The organism is Sphingomonas fucosidasi (assembly GCF_036663855.1).
Lineage (GTDB): Bacteria > Pseudomonadota > Alphaproteobacteria > Sphingomonadales > Sphingomonadaceae > Sphingomonas > Sphingomonas faeni_B.
Map to the genome: position 1 here is coordinate 1 of NZ_JAXOJR010000018.1, position 17,833 is coordinate 17,833.

Here is a 17,833-nt window from a genome sequence, read left to right on the forward strand (position 1 = left end):
GTTGTTCGGCTCCAGAAGCCTTTTGATCCGGACAAGATGACGGTGCGCGGACCCGTCTTCCCGACACGCCGTAAAGAACGATAGCTGGCCGATAGTTCGTCCGGACGAACTATCGGGTTCGATCGGGCCGCGTTGGCGTCTTAGGTATTTCGCGTGGCTTATCGGCCGTCCGCACTGGCTGCGGCGGTTGTGTCAGCCGTTGCGGCTCTGACATTGCTGGAGAAACCGGTTCTGCGCGGGTCACGGGCTTACCCTCCCGATCCCCTTCGCTATCGCGGACATTCCTTATTGCCTCTGCCATCTGCCGGGCTTGGTCGCGATCCCGTGTCATTGGATCAGGCATCGACGCGACGAACGCCCGCGTCTGCTCGGCCAGCTTTCGATCGGCGGGGTCGGAGCTGGCGTCCAGTTCGCTAGCGGCCTTCTCGTAAGACGCTCGCACCTCGGATTGCCGAACGATCGCGCTCACCTCCCACGGTCGCGCTTTAGCTGGCTTCTCCTGTGCCATCGCTACGGCCTCGGCTCGGCTCGATTGCAATACGCGGGGCAGCTCGGCCGTTCCGGCTTCCGCCCGAACGCGTATTTTGCGGATAGGTGTCCGCTCCATCTTTTGAATAACGCCCCGCGCTCGGCGCGGTGTTGCCTCGGCTTCGATACCGCGCGCTCGTAACTCGCGTGCGAAGCTCTCGCGCCATCCGACAAGATCGTCCTTCCTCGGATTGAACCTCTCCCCGCCTTCCCCTCGGGCCGCGACCGTTAGATGAACGTGCGGATGATCCGCGTCTGTGTGCAGCGCCATTGCGTAGGGAAAGCGCTCCAGCTCGGTGCGAGCGAACGCCCGCGCTGCTTGATACACCGTGTCCGGATCGGTGCCGGGCGGCATGGATAGAACCATCGAAATCGACGTAAGCGGTTCGCGGCGCTTGGTGGTCGCAGCTTCATCGTCGGCCCAATCCTGCGCTAGCTCGCGCAGGTCCTTCACGCTCTCCAGCTTTTCGCCGTCGCTCGTCTCAACCTCAAGTTTCCCGTGTCGGCCGATATACTCCAAGTGCGCGGCGGTATGCCCGCCACCACGTTGACGGCCGGAAACCTTGACCATGACCTCCGGGACGCGGTTCGTGATCCGCTGGAGCTTTGCCTTTGTCGCCGCAACGCTACCGCCCCCTCCCCCTCTGGAGCTTTTGCCAGCCGGTATGTTCAACCGGCCTTTCGAGCCTGTTGTTTTGCCTCCTGCTGGTGCGCGCCAGGTGGTGTCTAGAAACTCAATTTTCGGGCCGTCACTCATCCCCGGCTCTCCAATAGGATAGGTCGCCGTGCATCGCGTCACCGATCGCCTCGACTTGTTCGCTTACTGATTCCGCCATCGCGGCCAAGCGCGCAACCTCGCGGCTTACCTCCAAACGGCTATCCTCCATGTTCGCAGCATGGAACGCCTTCACAACTTGATTGACGTTTTTCGCGATCCCGCGAAGCTGAATGCGAATGTCGGTTAGCGTCTGCCGCTGGTCGACTACCGGGACCGGCGCACCGTTTAGCCGCGTCTGGATCAGTGCGACAATCCAGTCTGTTCGCGTCAACCCGCGCTCGTCGGCCATCGCCTCCAGCCGCTTCGCGTCACCCTCGTTCAACTTAATCTCAACGCGGTATCGACCACTTGACGGCTGAACCTCGGGAAGCGGTTTCGCCTGATTGCACGCGTCTCCGATGACGAGGCGCAACGCCTTCGATCGTCCACCATAACTCGCGGCGAGCTTATCAAACCGGGCGGCAACGTCGTCAGCCAATCGAACAATGAATGTAGCCATCGGCGGAATGTATTACAAAACCGGCTGTAAGCCTATCCTGCCATCATACCACAAGAGTTAAAATCGTTCGTCCGGACGAACTTTCGCTAACGACTGCTTTTGACCGCTCGTTTGTTCTTCCCCCTGCCCTCTCTCGGTCGAACGCCGGGCAAAGCCCGGCTCGCGCGAAAATGCCCCCGTGACGATCGAGCTCTTGCGCCGATCGTCACGGGGGCATTTTCGCGCCGCCCGGATCGTATTCCCCTGCCCTCTGTTGTCCTTCTGACGGCGCGGTTTTTCCCCCCTGTTTCCGCGCCGTCACTCACCCGTCCTAAAACGCGAACGCTGCCTGTCCTGTCTTTGCCTCAACGTAGGTGACGGCATTCCCGGCGCTGTACCTGTCGCGTCCCTTCACGGACCATTGAAGGAATCCGGCGCGGTCGTACTCAAACCATCCGTCTTCGATTCCGAAAATCATCGCCCACGCCTGATCCTCAAGGCTGCTGGCTTTCCCGTTGATCGGCCAACGCTCGCCGCCTTTCTTGCCCTCTGAATTGCAAGCTGACGGTTTCCCGAGTTCCCGAATGATAGAAGCGCGATAGGCCGGTTCGGTAGCTCCAAGCTCGTCCATGATCTGCCGCGCCTCCAACGTGGAAAGGTGGCCGTGGCGCTTCCCCCCTTCGCTATGGTCTGAATATCGCAAACCAAAATCCACCGCGTTGAAGATGCTGCGGGTGGTGGTGAAGTCGGACGTATCGAGCCACGCGCGCCACTGGCCCGCCGTCACGAGGTCGACCGCGTGAAACCAACCGAAACTTTCGCAAGTGCTGTAGCCGTTTTCGTTGGGTGCGCCGTTCGGGTCCAGCTTGAACCCTAGCGCGGCCTCGACGTGCTGCACGAAGGGATGCCCGGCTAGATCAGGGTGACGAAGGCCGATCGTGCGGGGCCGGTCGCCTCGCGCCTTGCATACCTCGATCGGGAACCGGAACAGGCGGGAAGGAAGATCCCAAGGGGAAGGCAGGGGGAAGCCGCTTGGCACGGTCAAACCGCCATTAAGGTCCAGAATGAAATCGTTCTCCGCAAGTCCTGCGGTGATGATCTGTTCGCCTAGCGCGTCGCGGGTCTTGGTGGTGGTCATATCGGCATCCTCGGAAAGAGGGGCCGGGGCGTTGCCCGGCCCGCAATGGATCAGAGGGTTTTCCAAGGTTCGTCCGAACGGACGGGCCGATATCGTAATTCGGTGCAGCCGTAGGCTTCGGCCCAATCGAGCGGAGCGAAAGCGAGGTCCGCGCCGTGGTTGATGCAACGGGTGCGACCCTCAAAATAGACCTCGCCGTCATCGTCCAAAAGCTCGAACTCGGTAGGCATAGTTGCCAATGCGTCGGCAACCTTGCTCTCGTTCTGGTAGCGCCGCGTTTCGTCGTCGAACTGGCCGAAGTTGACTGCGTTACCGTCGTCGATTTTGTCGGTGATGATGATCCAGCGCATTTTGCGATCCCTTCATTGGCTGGCGGGAACACCCCGCAAACTCCTTCATCGTGGAATCTAACGGGGAGAGGGGGGCAGCGAGAATCTAGGGGAGTGGTGCGGGCGCAGGGAGCTTTAGCGACTGAGCCTCGGTCCCCTAGATTGTCGTTGCGGGGGAGAGGGCGCGTGCGTCCTTTCCCCCCTTTCTACAAACTACGCGCCGGCTTTCGCCGGCACTTTTTGCGGCGCTCTTCTGCGCCGCCTCTTCGTCAGTGATTGGAACCCGTAAGGGCCAAGACCCCGCTTGGGGGCTTGGGGAGCGAAGCGACTGAATGAACGGTGCCGCGAAGCGGCAGACGCCATCACCCTGCCTTTATGAACCGAACCCCAAAAGGCTAACGTCGCTTGGATCAACCGACTCTTCCGCTCCATCATCCTCAAACACGACGCGAACAACTGGAGGCATGATAAGCCTTGCTGCTCGCCCATTCACCATCACAGGAAGGCTCGGCGTGCTGCTGTCGATCGCGTCGAACTTTTCCGAAGTGGACCGCGCGGGTTTTCCTTCACCCTTTGGCGCTGTCGGGGTCGCGTCCTTCGCAACGGTCTTCGGTGCTGGCGCGGATAGGTTTTCCGAGTCTTTTCCTGTCGCGGCCGGGGGTGCTTTCGCTGTCGTTCCGGTCACGGCTGGCTCGGAAGTTCGTCCGGACGAACTTTTGTCGTCCGGTTCCAGCGGTAGGGGCGGCTCATCGCCATTTGCTGTCTTTGCTGCTGGAGCCGGTGCCGGGCGCTTATTTACCGCGTCCGCTCCGCGTACAAGCTCACGCGCGGCAGCTCGCCGGATTCCCGTTCCGTCACTGTCGGCAACGAACGCCTCGACCTTTGCCGGGTCTGCCTTCCAACCTTGATAAAGCTCATAAAGCGTTCGGATCGCTGTCGTGTCGGCCAGGGCGCGAAGGAATGGCGGCATTTCCTGCAACGCGGAATACTCCGCAATTACAGATTTCGGTCGTCCTAGCTTCTTCGCTATGTCCACTGCCTTATCGCCTCGGGCTAACGCCGCTCCGATCGCCTCGGCCATTTCGGCGGTCGTCAGCGCCGCGCGCTGATCATTCTCAATGACCTGATCGAACAAATCATCTTCGGACACGTCGGCGGTCGTCACGATCGCGCGGATTTCGGTCAGCCCCGCTATCCGGGCGGCGCGAAAGCGCCGATCGCCATAGCGGACCATGAACGACGTTCCGCCCTCTAGCGGGCGAACGGTGATCGGTTGGAGAATCCCGCGCTCTTTGATCGACTGCGCCATTTCCTCAAGCTGCGTCTGATCGAAAATCTTGCGAGGATTGTTTGGGTCGCTCGTGATTCGATCGAGCGGGATCATCTGAATAGCAACCGCGCTCGCGTTGGAATTGAGCGTAAATGCCACGTCGCCAAGTAGGCTTCCAAATTTGGACATTACTTAGCCTCCGTTGTGTCGGGCTGCTTAGGCGTGACGCGCTCGTAAACCGTCGCAAGTATCTTACGAATTTCTGCGCCCGCTACTTTTGCACCGGAAGTTTTGATTGTCCAAACCGGAACGGCATCGGACATTGCCTGTTCGTAGCCGTCACGGTTTGTTATCACGCCCGGAAACAACATATCAGAGCCTAGCGCATTTATAAGGGTCTGGAGGTTGTCACGCTCACGGTTCGAATGGCTGTTAAACCGCGAAGCGAGCAAACCAAGAAAGTTAACTGGTTTGCCGTTTCTACCCTTGTCTTGAACATTTTTCATAGACTGCAATAGTTTGCCGACGCCGCTTATAGCGAAGTCCTTCAATTCGATCGGTGCAATTACATGATCGCACACGGCCATTGCAGAGAAATTTCGCCAGCCCCAGGCGGGCGGGGTGTCGACCACACAAAAATCAAACGCGCCCGCGATCTTCGCAAACTGCGGAATCATCGCATCTGCGCCCGCCGCCTCGATGGTGTCTAGGCGTCCGTCGCTGGCTAAGACGGTGATGCCCGGTTCAGCAGTTAAAGGATCTAGCTTGCCCGTCTCGAATAGGTCGGCTGCATAGCCGCCTTTTCGTTCAACCTGTAAAACGGTGCTGGAGTTGGCTTGGCCGTCTAGGTCGATGAACAGGACGCTCGCCTTTAGCTCGGCCAGAAACCAAGCGAGGTGGACGGAAAACAACGTCTTTCCAACGCCGCCCTTCTGATTGTTGATTACGATCGTCTGCATGGCTCAAGCCTCCACCGGCTATGCCGGGATCAATTGTGGTCCGGACCCTTCCGGAGATTGCGGTCATAAAGTTCTTGGGCCGATCGATCGTAACGGTAGGGGCCATCCCCTCCGCGTCCTGCTCCGCGATTGCGCCCGAAGGGCGTCGATCTGCGAACGAACAGTCCCCAAAGGATCAGCCCTGCAATGAAAAGGTAGCCGATCGCTTCGCCAATACCGCGAATGCCGTCCCACACTTCTTGCATTACCGTTCCTCCGTTACTCGGCCGGGGGTGCTTACGTCATCCGATAACGCCACCCTAGCACGATATCGTTAAATCGCCTATGATTGCTCCTGCCATCGTCAAACGCGATCGGTGTAGGAGCATTATGGACGATCAAGCAAAGCCGCGCGGTCGGCCTTCTCGTGGCGCGATGGGGTCGGTTTACGCCCGTCTTGCGGCCGATAAGCACGAACTGTTGCAGCGTATCCGCGAAGAAAAGGGCTGGTCGCTTGTGACGGCGATCGAGCGCGCTGTTGACGCGCTGGCGAAGCAAGAGGGCTATACCGAACATAAAGACTAGTGTGCTGTCGGGTTGATCGGCGGTTGGCCGATCAACGTGTTTAGAAGGCGGTCCATTGTCGACTTGCCAGCCGCGAGCGGCCGGGCAGGGGCCTTGAGTTGGTCGACCATAAGCGTTCGCGCCAGGTCGGCCGGGATCTCCGGAACGTGACGCTTCGCGATCGTCACCAATACGCCGGGATGACTGACCTCGGCATAGGACGCACCTAACCAAATCAAAGGCGGCTCGTCTTCGGAACCGTCCTGCAGGGCGTCCGTCCAAACGGTCAGAAAGAACGAGGCAAGCGGCGCGTCCCATCCGATCGCGAGGCGTGCGCCGTTCCCCTCAAAATCGTACCGGCTCATATTTGCTGTTCCTCGGTCCGCGTCACGATCCGCGAAATCGTGGCTTGGCTCACGTTGAAGGATCGCGCGACGTTGCGTTGTGTCTCGCCGCTGGCGACGCGTGCAGACGCCTCGCGTATCTGGTGGGGTGTCAGTGTCGGCTTGCGACCAAACTTGATCCCTGCCGCCTTCGCCTGAACCCGTCCCGCCGTCGTCCGTGCGATGATCCGGCCTCGCTCCCATTTGGCTGCGATCCCGAGAACGGCAATCACTACTTCGGCCAGCTCCGACGACGTATCTACCAACGGCTCCGCGATCGATCGGAAACCGGCTTCCGATAGTTTGACCTCGTGAAGGATATTCAACAGGTCGCGCGTGTCGCGTGCCAGCCTGTCGATCGCCGTCACCACCAGCACGTCGCCCGGTTCTAGGGACTTCAACGCTTGCCGTAATTTTGGGCGATCGGCGTTGGCGCCGGCGCTGCGCGTCTCGCGAATAATCTTCTGACAACCAGCGGCGCGAAGCGCCTCCGCTTGCTGGGTCAAATCCTGTCCCCCTGTCGAGACGCGCGCATAGCCCAAAATCATGGCCCTCTTTTGTATCAGAAATATGCATAGCGAAAGGCCGCGGAAAACAGCCATTTTTGAAATGATGCAAAATTGTTGATTTCTGCATCGCGAAGCGATGCGCGCGATTATCGGCCTTCCCGATAATCGCGCCGCGCCATACGGGAACGGTCATCGTGCAAACCTCCGGTTTCGGATGCCAGCAGCGCGGCGCAGCTCGTGCGCGACGCATACGCGGCAAGGCGGATACGTGTCGGCGTCCAGCCAGTTGACGAAGGAAAGGGCGGCGCGGGCTGGGGCCAGGTGACGCCAGCGGGTTTGTGCAACGGTCGTCATGGGTCTGTCTCCGTGACGGCACGACGCGACCCTGTTAGGGGGCGCGCGTCGGCTTAGGGGTCTGTCTCCGATTGTCGGCAAAACCGGGGGGGCGGCGCTGCAATGCCGTCCCCCCACCTTTGTTAGGCTGCGGCCTTTAGGCGCTGCATCCCCTCGGCCAGTGTCCACATGGCCCGATTGAGGCTGACATTCTGGTCAATGCCGTTGATCGGGCGCGACTTGCTGCGGCGAATGCGGCCCTCGTCGGTGCGCTTCATCCCGTGCACGCCGCCACGAATGACGTTCTCCTGAATGACGTTAAACGTGCTCCAGACACTGCCGCCCGCATCGGCCGAACGGCGCGGCTGAATGATCTGGTCGGGACGGATGGGGCTTTCGTCGTCGCCGTAGCGGGCGATCAATGCCGCCTCACCGAAAACGCGCTGCTCGGCCTCGCTAAGGCGCGTTCCCTTCATTTCGGCCGTGGCGTCGATGATGCGCGGGAAGTCCTTGGCGATGGTGTAAGCGCCTTCGATGATCTGATCCTGAATGTTACCCTTGTGGGGAACACGGACCTCCTGAAACTGATCGCCGCAAATCATGCCGTTGGTGCAGACGAACCGGAGCATACCGGCGAACATCTGGTAAGCGCTGGTGCCGTCATGGCTGTTGACGATGATGACCTCTGCGGCCTCGGCGTTGCCGATATCGTCGGGACGGCGAAGGCGAAGCATGTGCTTCGTATGCGCCATGCGGCCCAGGTCGCGGGGCTTCGACTGCGCCGCGAAAAACGGTGCCCAACCCTCTTTGCGAAGGCCGTCGACCAGCTCGATCGTCGGGACATAAACGTAACGCTGCGAACGGCTGTCGTGCGCTTCTTCCGCGAAGATCGAGGGGACGAGAGCGCGGAGCGTGTCATTGTCGAGTGCTTCCGTGCCGCGAATCTGGCGGGCGTTGCGAGCGAAGCGGGTTGCGAGGGTGGCGTTCATGGGTCTGTCTCCGGTTGGTGATCGCCGCTGCAAATCGGCGGGAAGGCCGTCCTTCCACTCACGATATTAAACGATATCGTTTGCTATGCAATAAGTATTTCGCATATTGCCTAATATTTTACGATATTGTATTGTTTTGGGGAGGTTAGGAGGCTTTCTAAATGCTGCTCACGCCCGAAATCGCCACGCTCTTCCCGTCGCCGGGGAAGTGGGACAAACGCTATAGCTGGTCCCTTTTCGAGGTAGGACCACAGCCGGGCGGCTGCTTGATCGCCCTCGGCACACTGGAGGAAGAGGGCGGCAAAAATCGACGCCTAGACGTGCTGGTTTTGGACCTGACGCACCGCGAATGGCATTACCGCCAGGTCATGATCGGGGAGGCTCGCCGTTCCTATTCCGGGGTAAAAATCACGACGGGCGACGTGATAGTTCGGCACGATCAATTACGAGGGCGCGGTATCGGAACGCTCGTTTTCAACGTCGTCACCGCTTGGGCTCAACGGACCTTTGCCGGTCAAACTGTCGTTCCGATCACTCTACTATCGCCGGGGAATGCTGCGGCCTTCGATCAGCTCGCGCGCTTCTATGGTCGATTTGGTTTCGCGTGGGATCGCCCAGCCGATGGCTGGAACCGCAATTTTCCGTCTAAGCCGATGACGGTCGACGCTCTCAAGCAATATCCGGAGGAGCTGTTGGCAGACGTGCGCCGCGTCGACCTGACGGCCGGTTTAACCGCGATGATTGATCGGATGCTAGAAGCCGACGACGATCGCCGGATGGTGGCCGTCCTGCGCGATCAGCTCAACGATCGGCGCGACCGTTGGCGGACTATCGGCTATCGTTTGAACTTGTTCGGGTATGCCGTCGCGGCGGTCTTAGGCCTCGGCGCGGCTCGGGCGTTAGCCTTACTCTAGTGACGCCATCGTTCCGGCCATCGTTCCGGCCATCGTTCCGGTCATCGTTCCGGTCATCGTTCCGGCCATCGTTTCGGCCATCGTTTCGGTCATCGTTTCGGTCATCGTTTCGGTTATCGTTTCGGTTATCGTTTCGCGTTAGTTGTTGACGGAGCGGTCAACACTCACCATTATCCGCTTTGCAGTACCGGAATGGATATAAACGCCTTCCCAAACGATAATAGGCCCTGACCTTTGCCGAGGTTGGGGCCTCATTCGTTCAGGGGCACGAGCCGAAGCTCGTACCCCATCCCGCCGCTACTTAGAGCGAGCTACTTCGACGATTTTGAGCACCAAAGTAGCAAAGGCGATCATCAGCATTGCCGTGCTAATGATCAGAAGTGCAGTACCATTCAGAATATAAATCACCTCCTTTTTGGGCAGATTTCGCAATTACCGATAGGCAATCACGAGCGCCAAAACTGATATGTGCGGCTAATACTTAGAGCGCAACCGGGAACGGGTGCACCACGAACAACCGCACAGGCGCTTGTATGCCGGAATCCCCGCACTATGCCTAGTAGGGCGGGCACGGGTTCCCCTTCGTATAGTAGCTAGCAGTGGTTAAACTACAATCGGGGGCAGCTACACGAGTGCCAACGCCGCTATAGCGGTCAGCGCCTGCCTCGCGGAAAGTTCGTCCAGACGAACTTTCCTGCGCCCTAACGGGGCGTTGTGTAACGCCAGCCCTTGAGTCACAAGCCTTGCAACGGGTGCGGGAGTCATAATGTCTTTTTTGAACAGATTTAGAAGTCCGGAAAGAATAGCGGAAATCGCCGCACAGAAGAAAGCCGAATTAGAAAAGATTCGGGCTGATATGTCGCTGGCCGATTGGAAATACATTGAGCAAACGGACGAGCTTACGGGCAAAAAATTCCTTATTGGTAGGCTGAGCAGTAAGAATAAGGTTAGCTTGTCGCCCCCGTACAACGGCGGAAGTACCCTTATCATATCCGTCTCAAGGCATCCCCGCGTCGTAACTTTCCAGATAGATAAGGGGCAGTTTATCTATAAGATTGAGACAGCCTTGAACGGTCCTAGATTTTTCACTGAGATAAGTTGCCGGTTAGATGACGGTCCGGTTTTTACCCTTAAAGGCATACAGCCCAAATCTCATTCACACACTGAATTCACGCTAGAAAATCCGGCAGCGTTTACGATGGGAATACGGAAAAAGAGCTCTTTGAAGGTCGAAGCTCTCTTGTACCAAGACGGTCCAAAGGTATTCAACTTCAATCCTAATGCCATGTCTAATGCGCTTTACTGACCAATAAGCGTAGTAGGGGTCACGACACGAAAGTGAGTTTTGCGTACGCTAGGAGCGAACAGAACGTGTCCGCAAACCCGTTATCCGCCGATATTGTCCGGCAACCCGTCAAAACCGTGCGCTGTTGGACACTATGACGCTGACTGGCATACCAGCGTTTGACGGCCATCGGGAGCAACGGCACCAAACCCTGCCGTACTGTAACCGGCCAGGCGTCTTGGAACCGGCCATCTGACGTGCCGAGATTCTCCCGTTTTCCCATCGAAACCGGCAATTTCGAGAATATTAAATCGGGAACAGATTTTGGGAAAGCGAAACCCACAGGCGTCCGTCAGCGTGATTGGCGGTGCCGGCTTCCCGCTCCACGTTCCTTTGCGGGAAAGGTCGTGTTTGGCCGAGGGGCAGGCTAAGCATGAACAATGCCCCGCTTCGATGATGCAAATAGTGGACCGCCGTTGATCCTCACGAAGCATGACGCCGGCGACGTTGCTGACCTATATGCACGTTGCGCCGACTATTTCACGTTGCAGGATGGTGAAGCAGCGACGCTAGCGGATGCGATCGAACTGTTCTGCGATGTTCCAGAGGAAAAGAGCCCGGCCGATCAGACGATTCTCGGCTGGCGGGGTGAAAACGGACTGATAGCCGTGACGGCCATTTTGCGTGATTATCCAAGCGATGGTGTCTGGTATCTCGGTTTTATGATCGTTGATGCAGCCGCCAGAGGGCGAGGCATTGGCCGATCGATCCACGACACCATCGAGCAATGGGCGGTCGATCGCGGAGCGCAGGAAATACGACTTGCTGTTCTTGAGGTAAATGAGGCGGCTGAGAGGTTCTGGCGGTCGTTGGGATATAGAGAGCTTCGGCGGGTGGGTCCCGACACATTCAAGTTGCGGAGCCATCATCGCGTAGAACTATGCCGGCCTTTAAGCGGTCGCAGAACGGCGGGTGTATAATGGATATGGACCGGGAAGAGGCATGTTCAGCCATATCAGTGCCGGCGAGCCTGTCTGCGATCTTGATTGGGTATGAATGGGCGCGCGATAACGTCGGAGAATCAGGCGGTGCGTTTACCGGCTGCATGGCAAAACCGGCGCGCCTAACCTGTTTCTAAAGCATGGTCGAAGCTCCATCGCTGACGACGTAACCGACGAAATGGTCAGATTGCGTTGGTTGGCGGGACATATCCCCGTCCCGGCCGTCGAAGGTTTCGTCGGCACGCAAGGCGAGGCTTGGTTGCTGATGACGGCGGTGCCCGGTCAGACCGCATACCAGCTCCTAGAGGCGCATCCTGATACCCGCATCGGGATCGTTGATGCGCTGGCGAAGTTCCTGCGGCGTCTTCACGCGATCCCGGTCAACGAATGTCCTTTCAACAGCGATCATGCTTATCGCCTTGTACGGGCACGGGAACGCATCGACGCGGGTTTGGTCGAGGAAGATGATTTCGACGAGGAACGCGAAGGTTGTACGGCGGAACAGGTGTGGGAAGCGATACAGTGCTTGCTGCCGATGCCGTCCGATCCCGTTGTCACGCATGGCGACTTCTCGCTCGACAACATCCTGATGCTTAATGGTGATGTGGTCGGCTGCATCGATACCGGAAGGGTTGGCATCGCTGACCGCTATCAGGACGTGGCCATATTATGGAACAGCCTCGGGGAGTTCGATGCATCTCTGCAAGACCGGTTTCTTGAGCAGTACGGCATCGCAGATGCCGACGAACGCAAGCTTCAGTTCCACCTTCTACTGGACGAAATGTTCTGACGCCGACGCCTCCACCGGGTCGCGTAGCACCTTTCCCAATCCAGCATCCCTCGCGAGAATGCGGGATCGTACCAGAACGCCCAAATGCCGGACGCTCGGGTTGCAAAATACGGCTCCCGAAAGCGGTCATCCGTTCAGCGCGATCTTTTCGGTCCGGTCACCCCTGATGCAAAAGTCAGGCGGGATAATCTTGTTTACGGTGGGCAAGGGGTTAGTTTGGGACGATGGAATAAAAATTGCCATATGGCACTCCTTTCCCGGCAACGCCGACCACTCTGAAACGCGTGACGTTTAGATTTATCATGATATTCTAGGGGTAGGTAATGAGAAATATCAGACTATGTTCAGATTTTCTCGTAGTGGAGATGGTTCGCCGTGGTTTTTATACTATTCTAGATGATAGCGAGCCGCTCTTTTTCTATAAATGTGACAATGGGTTTTATAGATTTATTCAGGTTGAATTCTTGTCTCGTCGTGAAGGAATCCGGGTTGGGGGGTCACTCGGCATCGCCCTCAATCCTTTGGCAACCTGTGAAGAGAATCAAGCGAGGCGCACGCTTGATTCTCGAAATGGCCTATCAATTTCGGTTAGAGTCGAGAATTTCCCTGATGTTATGGTCGCAATGGTCTTCAAGGAAGTTACCACAGCCGCAGCCGCCATGGTGGCCGATCATATATCCGCCCTAATAGAAAAAGAAGTTCCTGCAGATAGGGTGGACGCAAAAGCAAAAATGGAAAGTAACATTGGATGGCTGTCTGCCATTAAAAGAAGCAAAATTCATCCCGGGAATGAAAACTGGCATATTGGAGATAAGTTATTTGACGCAATCAGATAGTTCGCCGCCTAAGAGCCCCTAACTATCACGTCGTGCCGTTCCGGCGGTTCCGAGCCGACCGGATTACCCGAAAGCCGACGGACCGCTATCGAGCAGGAAAGCTGCCGGACGGCTCCCGCCCAATAGCGGACATGGCTCGCGTCGCGTAGAAGGGCATCATGACCGCCGAACTGACATTGCGTTACGAGTTTAGTTCTGATCCCGACGACGACTTCGGTTGGCTAGCGGTATCAGTCCAGACGGATGCGTTCACCGGTCGTGGTGGGTTCTGGGTGCAATGGCAAAACGTCAAAGAGATGGCTCCGAAGCTGGATGCCTATCCGTTTTCGCCCGCGAACCCATTCGTCGAGGAATGGGGGCAGTGCAACGGCGACGGCTCTAATTATGAAGTCATCATCGGCATTTCGATTTTGCCCGCGAACAAAACCGGCGACCTTGATGTGATCGTTCGCATAGCGGATCATCACGATACGCGACGGCAATGTCAGGCTGTGTTCCGAACAAATTATTCCAACACGGCGAACTTCGCCGTCGAACTAAAGGCATTGATGGATCGGCAGCGAGCCGAAGCAGTGCTGCTGGGACGGAACGTCGGCTAACCATCAATCCGGGTCGTTTAGGTGTCGTCTCCGAGAAGATCGGGTTCTAGTTCCATAGTCGAGCCTTTAAGGCGTGTCCTCGCACAGGCCGAGTGGGCATAGACTGCCTGCCACGGGTCATCGTCGTTGTTTGATCCCGCGTCCCAGCGCCAGAGGTTCTCGACCACAATCATCACGGCGTGGGCATCGGCAGTCCGGTCGATGCCTACCCCGCAAAACCAACATTGATACTCTTTCATGCGGGGATGATGGCCCGTTGTTGGCTCCACAGCAATGTCGCTTCCCTTCCCCATTTAGGGTATTCCGCTTCCGCCCAGATTTGGACGTTCGTGGCAATCACTGCGCTTCCCGATTGCGGACATTCGATCGGGGCGGCATGATCGGGACGTGTCAAGCCTCGTATCCGTATTGGGCCTTCTGTTTCTCCTGTCCGCACCCGTCACCGTTACAGCAAAGCTGCAGACCGGAAGCACCTCAGCGTTGGTCATAAGTCTGCCCGGCGTGCCTGACCCGCGTGAACAAGATCAGTACGCTGGGCGGCTATTCCGGGGAACGTGGCGTTGGGTCGATCAGAAGGGCCGACCGGCAGCCGTCGATCCTGTCCGAGCTTTGACCGAGGCGGCGTTGAGTTGCGGGCTGCGACGTTTTCAGTGGCGCGGCTTGAACTACGATCACGGCAACGAGATGCTTATTGCAAGTGACCAAGCTGACCAACGCACGCTCACCTGTATCGCGGGCAAGGTGTCCTTTGACTTCTATGTACGGTTCGAGCGCATCAAGGTCCGCTAACCCGCCTTGATGTCCGAAAGCCGCCGTTCCGCTAACCTGCCCAACCCAGACATTCCCGAAATTCGATCCTTTTCGAGAAAGGCAGCAGCCGCGCACGATGACAACTGTCGAACATTCCTCCTCGAAAGCGGTCGGATCGCTTTTCACCAGGTGTTGCCGTTCGCTGTCCGTTCGCTCCTAGCGTACGCAAAACTCACTTTCGTGTCGTGACCCCTAGTAGCCGCTTAAATCACTCTGGCGGCGCTACGTCTCGTTGATCTAGCGAGCGTCCGGCTGCGGAAGTCTGACCGTCGAGGTAGATTTCCCATAGGATGAGTCCGGTCGCGTCCGTGACTGAAACGCTCCAGGGCCGCGAACCCCAAAACACTTCGGGTGCGTCCTGCATCATCTGGCCGCAAGTCTTGATCGCCTCCCGTCGTGCGTGGCTGTAGCTCCCGCATTCGTGACCCTCGGTGTCCGTGGTTCGAACGTCCGTCTCGGTGTGGAAATAGAAACGTGGCATTGTTGCTCCGATCCGATCCGATCGGCGCGACCGACTCGGACAGAACCAAAAACGCTAATGTTCGATCCTGCCTTGCTGACGCACGTTTGCACGGTTTCAGCATGACGAACGGCTCTAAATGGGAGCCGACAAAGCCGCTTGCTCCATCGTGGAGCATCGTGGCGGCGTAGCCGACACTCCCGCGCTATCCATGCGGATACAGCTCTAGATCCTTTCCGATGGCTTCCACGGCTCTCGCTATCAGGCGTAAGCGCGTTGGCCGACTAGGCCAACTCCACCTGAACTATGATTAAATGAATCTACTAGCGGTTGCGTCTGTAATTGAGACTCGCTGTCTCTCCGATCGATAGCCGCCCCGAATTTTTCCAGCATCTTCCCCATCTGCCCGCCAACGGTGGCTTTCGCAAAGTCGCGGCAGGAAAGGGTGGCTAGCATGGCCTTCGTCTCGGCCGCGCTGTCCGCATGGTGCTGCTCATGATCGATCGGCACTGGCGCTGGTTGCATCCAGCGCGGGAGATAGGCCAGGACGTGCGCCGGCAGCATCGTGCGATAGGCGTTCGACGTTTGCTTGTACCGCGGCCCTACCCCCTCAACGTCGACACGCTTGAAACGACGCTGGCGAGCAATGAAGCCGACCGCTTCTAGAATACCCAAGGCCCGCGCGACCGTTGCCCGGCTAAGGCCGGTCTTTTCCATCAGCCATTCATAGGTCGGGAAAACTCGTCCGGCATTGAGCCGCGCCAATTCCAGCATCCGCTCAAATATCAGAATCACGTTCCCGTTGAGCGATAGGATAGCGCGCTCGATCCGCGACGGCGTTCGCGCCTCGCGGCCGATCGTCGACCGGATTGCCGATCGATGAGCGCAAAGGGTCTTTGCCGCCTTCAACGTCTTGTCGGTTTCACCCTTCGCAGGGACTGCGAAAAACAAATCCTCAAACGTACCTTCCTCAATGCTGTCACGCAGCACGGGGGCGCCTGTCCTGTGCGCTGCACCTGACGGCTTGGGCTTTCGCGCAGACCGCCATCCGCCGATCGCGCTCCGCGCGATCTCGCCAATCGATAATGCTTCCATCGTCCATCCCCTTGATAGGGCTGGGACCGGGCAAAGGGATAGCGTGGCGCAAAACGCGCATCCTTGAACCTAAGTTCGTTCCGGGCTATATGGAGGGAAGTGAACGACACTCCGGTTCGACGTTTGGCGACGTCGCTCCAATAACCCTTGGGATGCCCGGCCTTGTGCCGGGCTTTCCTTTATGTGGTCACAGCCCAAGCTCCTGCTTAAAACTCGGATTGCCAAGCGCGGTGCGTAGCACCAGCTCGATCGCTTCGGCGCGTCGGCTCAAGTGGTTGGCCTCTCGCACTTCATCGATTGCGGTTAGCGCCTCGTCGGTGACGAGTAGGCGCGTAAGCTCGTGGCGTGGGTCCAGAAGACCTGTGATCGCGATCTGCAAGGCTTCCGCCCGACTCCGCACGCCTTCCTTGTGTCGTACCTCGTCCAAGCGCTCTACGAGTGCCTTGGGGACGAACACGTTCAGAGCCACAAGACCCTTTTCCGATGCGCTGGCACGATGTTTTGCAACATTGGTGCGGACGCGCTTACGCTTTTCCTGTGCCTGTTCCTCGCGTACCGAGGGCGGGACAGGGTCTAGCGTGAAGGGTTCGGACGACTCCATGAATCCAGGTGCTAGGGCAAACCCTCACGGCTTGCAAATTACTAGTAATTTTTGGCGGTTGATAGCTGTCACGAACGCTCGCACGCGCCCGGCGAACCCCGTAATTGGCCCTATGGCTTGGGAGAAGAAGACAGAGCTAGTCCGTGTTCATCTGACGCCTTCCGATATGAAGGCTGTTACGGACTGGCAAACGCAAAAGCGAATAGGATCGCGTGCTGAAGCTGCTCGCCAGCTCATATTTAAGGGGCTGTTATCCGAAGGCGCATTGCCGGATATTGACGAATGATCCTAGTTTGCGTTGAATCTGGTGAGTGAAAATCATCCCGTAATTCGGGAACGCCAACTAACATCAATGCGCCCTACCGGCGGTCAGATCACCTGCGTTCGCTTGCTTGAAGAGTTGGACGGGCGGTGGACCACGTTCGTAACTGTCTCATGGCGCGATGAAGAGTGGTCTATCGTTTACGACTATCTTGGCAAAGCTCCACGTAGATACAAATCCGTGTCGTTGGCCATCATTCACATCCGTGACGATTATGATTATTTCGGACGCGTAATAGTTGATACAATGCGTCGTGCAAATACCCCCAATAGACCTGAACGTCGAAGTGATAAGTTCTGATCCGAAATGGATCTAATATTATGCTAAGTGACTGATATCTGCTGATAAACAACGATAATGTCGCGTTAACCCCTTAAAATGTCGCAATATTACAAACGAGCGCTCGCGTAGCGAATCGTGAAATGCTAGTCATGTGTCGTTCACCGTAATGGAGTTCGACCCAATGACGATGTTGCCGCGAATCCGCACTAGCGCCCGCCGACTGTCGTATCTATGTAACTTTACGACAGTAAGCGCATTTGCCGCTGTCGGCGTCGGGATGGTCCCGGCTCCAGCTCTCGCAAGCGACGATTGGGGATGCCAAGTGCTGCTGTGCGTATCCAATCCGGGCGGTGCCACGCAGTACCCGGCTTGTGTGCCGCCCATTACCAAGCTGTGGAAGCATCTGTCCCTCGGCGGTGCCTTCCCGACGTGTACGGGTGGGGGCGTCTCCAAAACCAAGGTGAACAACCTCAAAGACCCGGCTCGCCGCTCGGTCACGATGACCTACGATGATGGTCGCCGTTCGACGCTCTCGCTGGCTGGGATAGAAGGGAACGGCGCTCCATGATCTTTACGATCGCCGCTGCTGCTGATCTGGCCC

General features: G+C 57.7%; 20 protein-coding genes and 1 pseudogene. 9 read left to right on the plus strand and 12 right to left on the minus strand.

The window, feature by feature from the left end:
- Positions 1 to 109: 109 nt before the first annotated feature.
- The 6 genes from U1737_RS20320 to U1737_RS20345 form a co-directional block, all read right to left on the minus strand.
- Positions 110 to 1,099, minus strand: coding sequence for a relaxase/mobilization nuclease domain-containing protein (locus U1737_RS20320; RefSeq protein ID WP_332798049.1), 990 nt, complete (start codon positions 1,097 to 1,099; stop codon positions 110 to 112).
- 178 nt (positions 1,100 to 1,277) lie between these two features.
- Positions 1,278 to 1,718 (minus strand): hypothetical protein, encoded by a 441-nt coding sequence (locus U1737_RS20325; protein ID WP_332798050.1) that lies wholly within the window; start codon positions 1,716 to 1,718, stop codon positions 1,278 to 1,280.
- Positions 1,719 to 2,115: 397 nt separating this feature from the next.
- Positions 2,116 to 2,922 (minus strand): hypothetical protein, encoded by an 807-nt coding sequence (locus tag U1737_RS20330; RefSeq protein WP_332798051.1) that lies wholly within the window; start codon positions 2,920 to 2,922, stop codon positions 2,116 to 2,118.
- A gap of 50 nt (positions 2,923 to 2,972) precedes the next feature.
- A complete protein-coding gene (locus U1737_RS20335; protein WP_192071735.1) occupies positions 2,973 to 3,272 on the minus strand; it encodes a hypothetical protein in 300 nt (99 codons plus the stop codon).
- A 352-nt stretch (positions 3,273 to 3,624) separates the two neighbouring features.
- On the minus strand, positions 3,625 to 4,710 hold the full coding sequence (locus tag U1737_RS20340; RefSeq protein ID WP_332798052.1) for a ParB/RepB/Spo0J family partition protein: 1,086 nt from the start codon (positions 4,708 to 4,710) through the stop codon (positions 3,625 to 3,627).
- Entirely contained in the window at positions 4,710 to 5,480 is a 771-nt protein-coding gene (locus U1737_RS20345) for a ParA family protein (protein ID WP_332798053.1), read from the minus strand. The genes U1737_RS20340 and U1737_RS20345 overlap by 1 nt, the downstream gene beginning before the upstream one ends.
- 369 nt (positions 5,481 to 5,849) lie before the next feature.
- Here U1737_RS20345 and U1737_RS20350 point away from each other — a divergent pair, with 369 nt between their 5' ends.
- Positions 5,850 to 6,044 carry a hypothetical protein gene (locus U1737_RS20350; protein WP_010218566.1) on the plus strand — a complete coding sequence of 65 codons (195 nt, stop codon included), beginning with the start codon at positions 5,850 to 5,852 and terminating at the stop codon, positions 6,042 to 6,044.
- Here U1737_RS20350 and U1737_RS20355 read toward each other — a convergent pair.
- From U1737_RS20355 to U1737_RS20365, 3 genes are all read right to left on the minus strand, one after another.
- Positions 6,041 to 6,388 (minus strand): hypothetical protein, encoded by a 348-nt coding sequence (locus U1737_RS20355; RefSeq protein WP_332798054.1) that lies wholly within the window; start codon positions 6,386 to 6,388, stop codon positions 6,041 to 6,043. The two genes, U1737_RS20350 and U1737_RS20355, sit on opposite strands and share 4 nt — an antisense overlap.
- Positions 6,385 to 6,954 carry a recombinase family protein gene (locus U1737_RS20360; protein WP_010218564.1) on the minus strand — a complete coding sequence of 190 codons (570 nt, stop codon included), beginning with the start codon at positions 6,952 to 6,954 and terminating at the stop codon, positions 6,385 to 6,387. The genes U1737_RS20355 and U1737_RS20360 overlap by 4 nt, the downstream gene beginning before the upstream one ends.
- Before the next feature lie 437 nt (positions 6,955 to 7,391).
- Positions 7,392 to 8,237 (minus strand): DUF932 domain-containing protein, encoded by an 846-nt coding sequence (locus U1737_RS20365; protein ID WP_332798056.1) that lies wholly within the window; start codon positions 8,235 to 8,237, stop codon positions 7,392 to 7,394.
- A 161-nt stretch (positions 8,238 to 8,398) separates the two neighbouring features.
- Here U1737_RS20365 and U1737_RS20370 point away from each other — a divergent pair, with 161 nt between their 5' ends.
- The 7 genes and pseudogenes from U1737_RS20370 to U1737_RS20400 all read left to right on the plus strand — a co-directional run bounded on the left by U1737_RS20370 (position 8,399) and on the right by U1737_RS20400 (position 14,451).
- Positions 8,399 to 9,151, plus strand: a complete 753-nt coding sequence (locus U1737_RS20370) for a hypothetical protein (RefSeq protein ID WP_332798057.1) — start codon at positions 8,399 to 8,401, stop codon at positions 9,149 to 9,151.
- A 766-nt stretch (positions 9,152 to 9,917) separates the two neighbouring features.
- Positions 9,918 to 10,457: a hypothetical protein gene (locus tag U1737_RS20375; protein WP_332798058.1), complete on the plus strand. Its 540-nt coding sequence runs from the start codon at positions 9,918 to 9,920 to the stop codon at positions 10,455 to 10,457.
- Between the two features lie 419 nt (positions 10,458 to 10,876).
- Entirely contained in the window at positions 10,877 to 11,416 is a 540-nt protein-coding gene (locus U1737_RS20380; protein WP_332798059.1) for a GNAT family N-acetyltransferase, read from the plus strand.
- Positions 11,413 to 12,227: pseudogene (locus U1737_RS20385) on the plus strand (APH(3')-I family aminoglycoside O-phosphotransferase). The gene U1737_RS20380 and the pseudogene U1737_RS20385 overlap by 4 nt, the downstream one beginning before the upstream one ends.
- Positions 12,228 to 12,550: 323 nt before the next feature.
- A complete protein-coding gene (locus U1737_RS20390; RefSeq protein ID WP_332798060.1) occupies positions 12,551 to 13,063 on the plus strand; it encodes a hypothetical protein in 513 nt (170 codons plus the stop codon).
- A 158-nt stretch (positions 13,064 to 13,221) separates the two neighbouring features.
- Positions 13,222 to 13,662 (plus strand): hypothetical protein, encoded by a 441-nt coding sequence (locus tag U1737_RS20395; protein WP_332798061.1) that lies wholly within the window; start codon positions 13,222 to 13,224, stop codon positions 13,660 to 13,662.
- A gap of 387 nt (positions 13,663 to 14,049) precedes the next feature.
- Complete coding sequence (locus tag U1737_RS20400; RefSeq protein WP_332798062.1) at positions 14,050 to 14,451, plus strand: hypothetical protein; 402 nt, start codon at positions 14,050 to 14,052, stop codon at positions 14,449 to 14,451.
- A gap of 229 nt (positions 14,452 to 14,680) precedes the next feature.
- Here U1737_RS20400 and U1737_RS20795 read toward each other — a convergent pair whose 3' ends face one another.
- The 3 genes from U1737_RS20795 to U1737_RS20410 form a co-directional block, all read right to left on the minus strand.
- Positions 14,681 to 14,953 carry a DUF6894 family protein gene (locus U1737_RS20795; protein WP_443027167.1) on the minus strand — a complete coding sequence of 91 codons (273 nt, stop codon included), beginning with the start codon at positions 14,951 to 14,953 and terminating at the stop codon, positions 14,681 to 14,683.
- Between the two features lie 240 nt (positions 14,954 to 15,193).
- Positions 15,194 to 15,922 (minus strand): GntR family transcriptional regulator, encoded by a 729-nt coding sequence (locus tag U1737_RS20405; RefSeq protein ID WP_332798063.1) that lies wholly within the window; start codon positions 15,920 to 15,922, stop codon positions 15,194 to 15,196.
- Positions 15,923 to 16,214: 292 nt separating this feature from the next.
- Positions 16,215 to 16,628 (minus strand): hypothetical protein, encoded by a 414-nt coding sequence (locus tag U1737_RS20410; protein WP_332798064.1) that lies wholly within the window; start codon positions 16,626 to 16,628, stop codon positions 16,215 to 16,217.
- An 881-nt stretch (positions 16,629 to 17,509) separates the two neighbouring features.
- On the opposite strand from U1737_RS20410, the gene U1737_RS20415 reads away from it, so the two are divergent.
- A complete protein-coding gene (locus U1737_RS20415) occupies positions 17,510 to 17,800 on the plus strand; it encodes a hypothetical protein (protein WP_332798077.1) in 291 nt (96 codons plus the stop codon).
- Positions 17,801 to 17,833 lie beyond the last annotated feature (33 nt).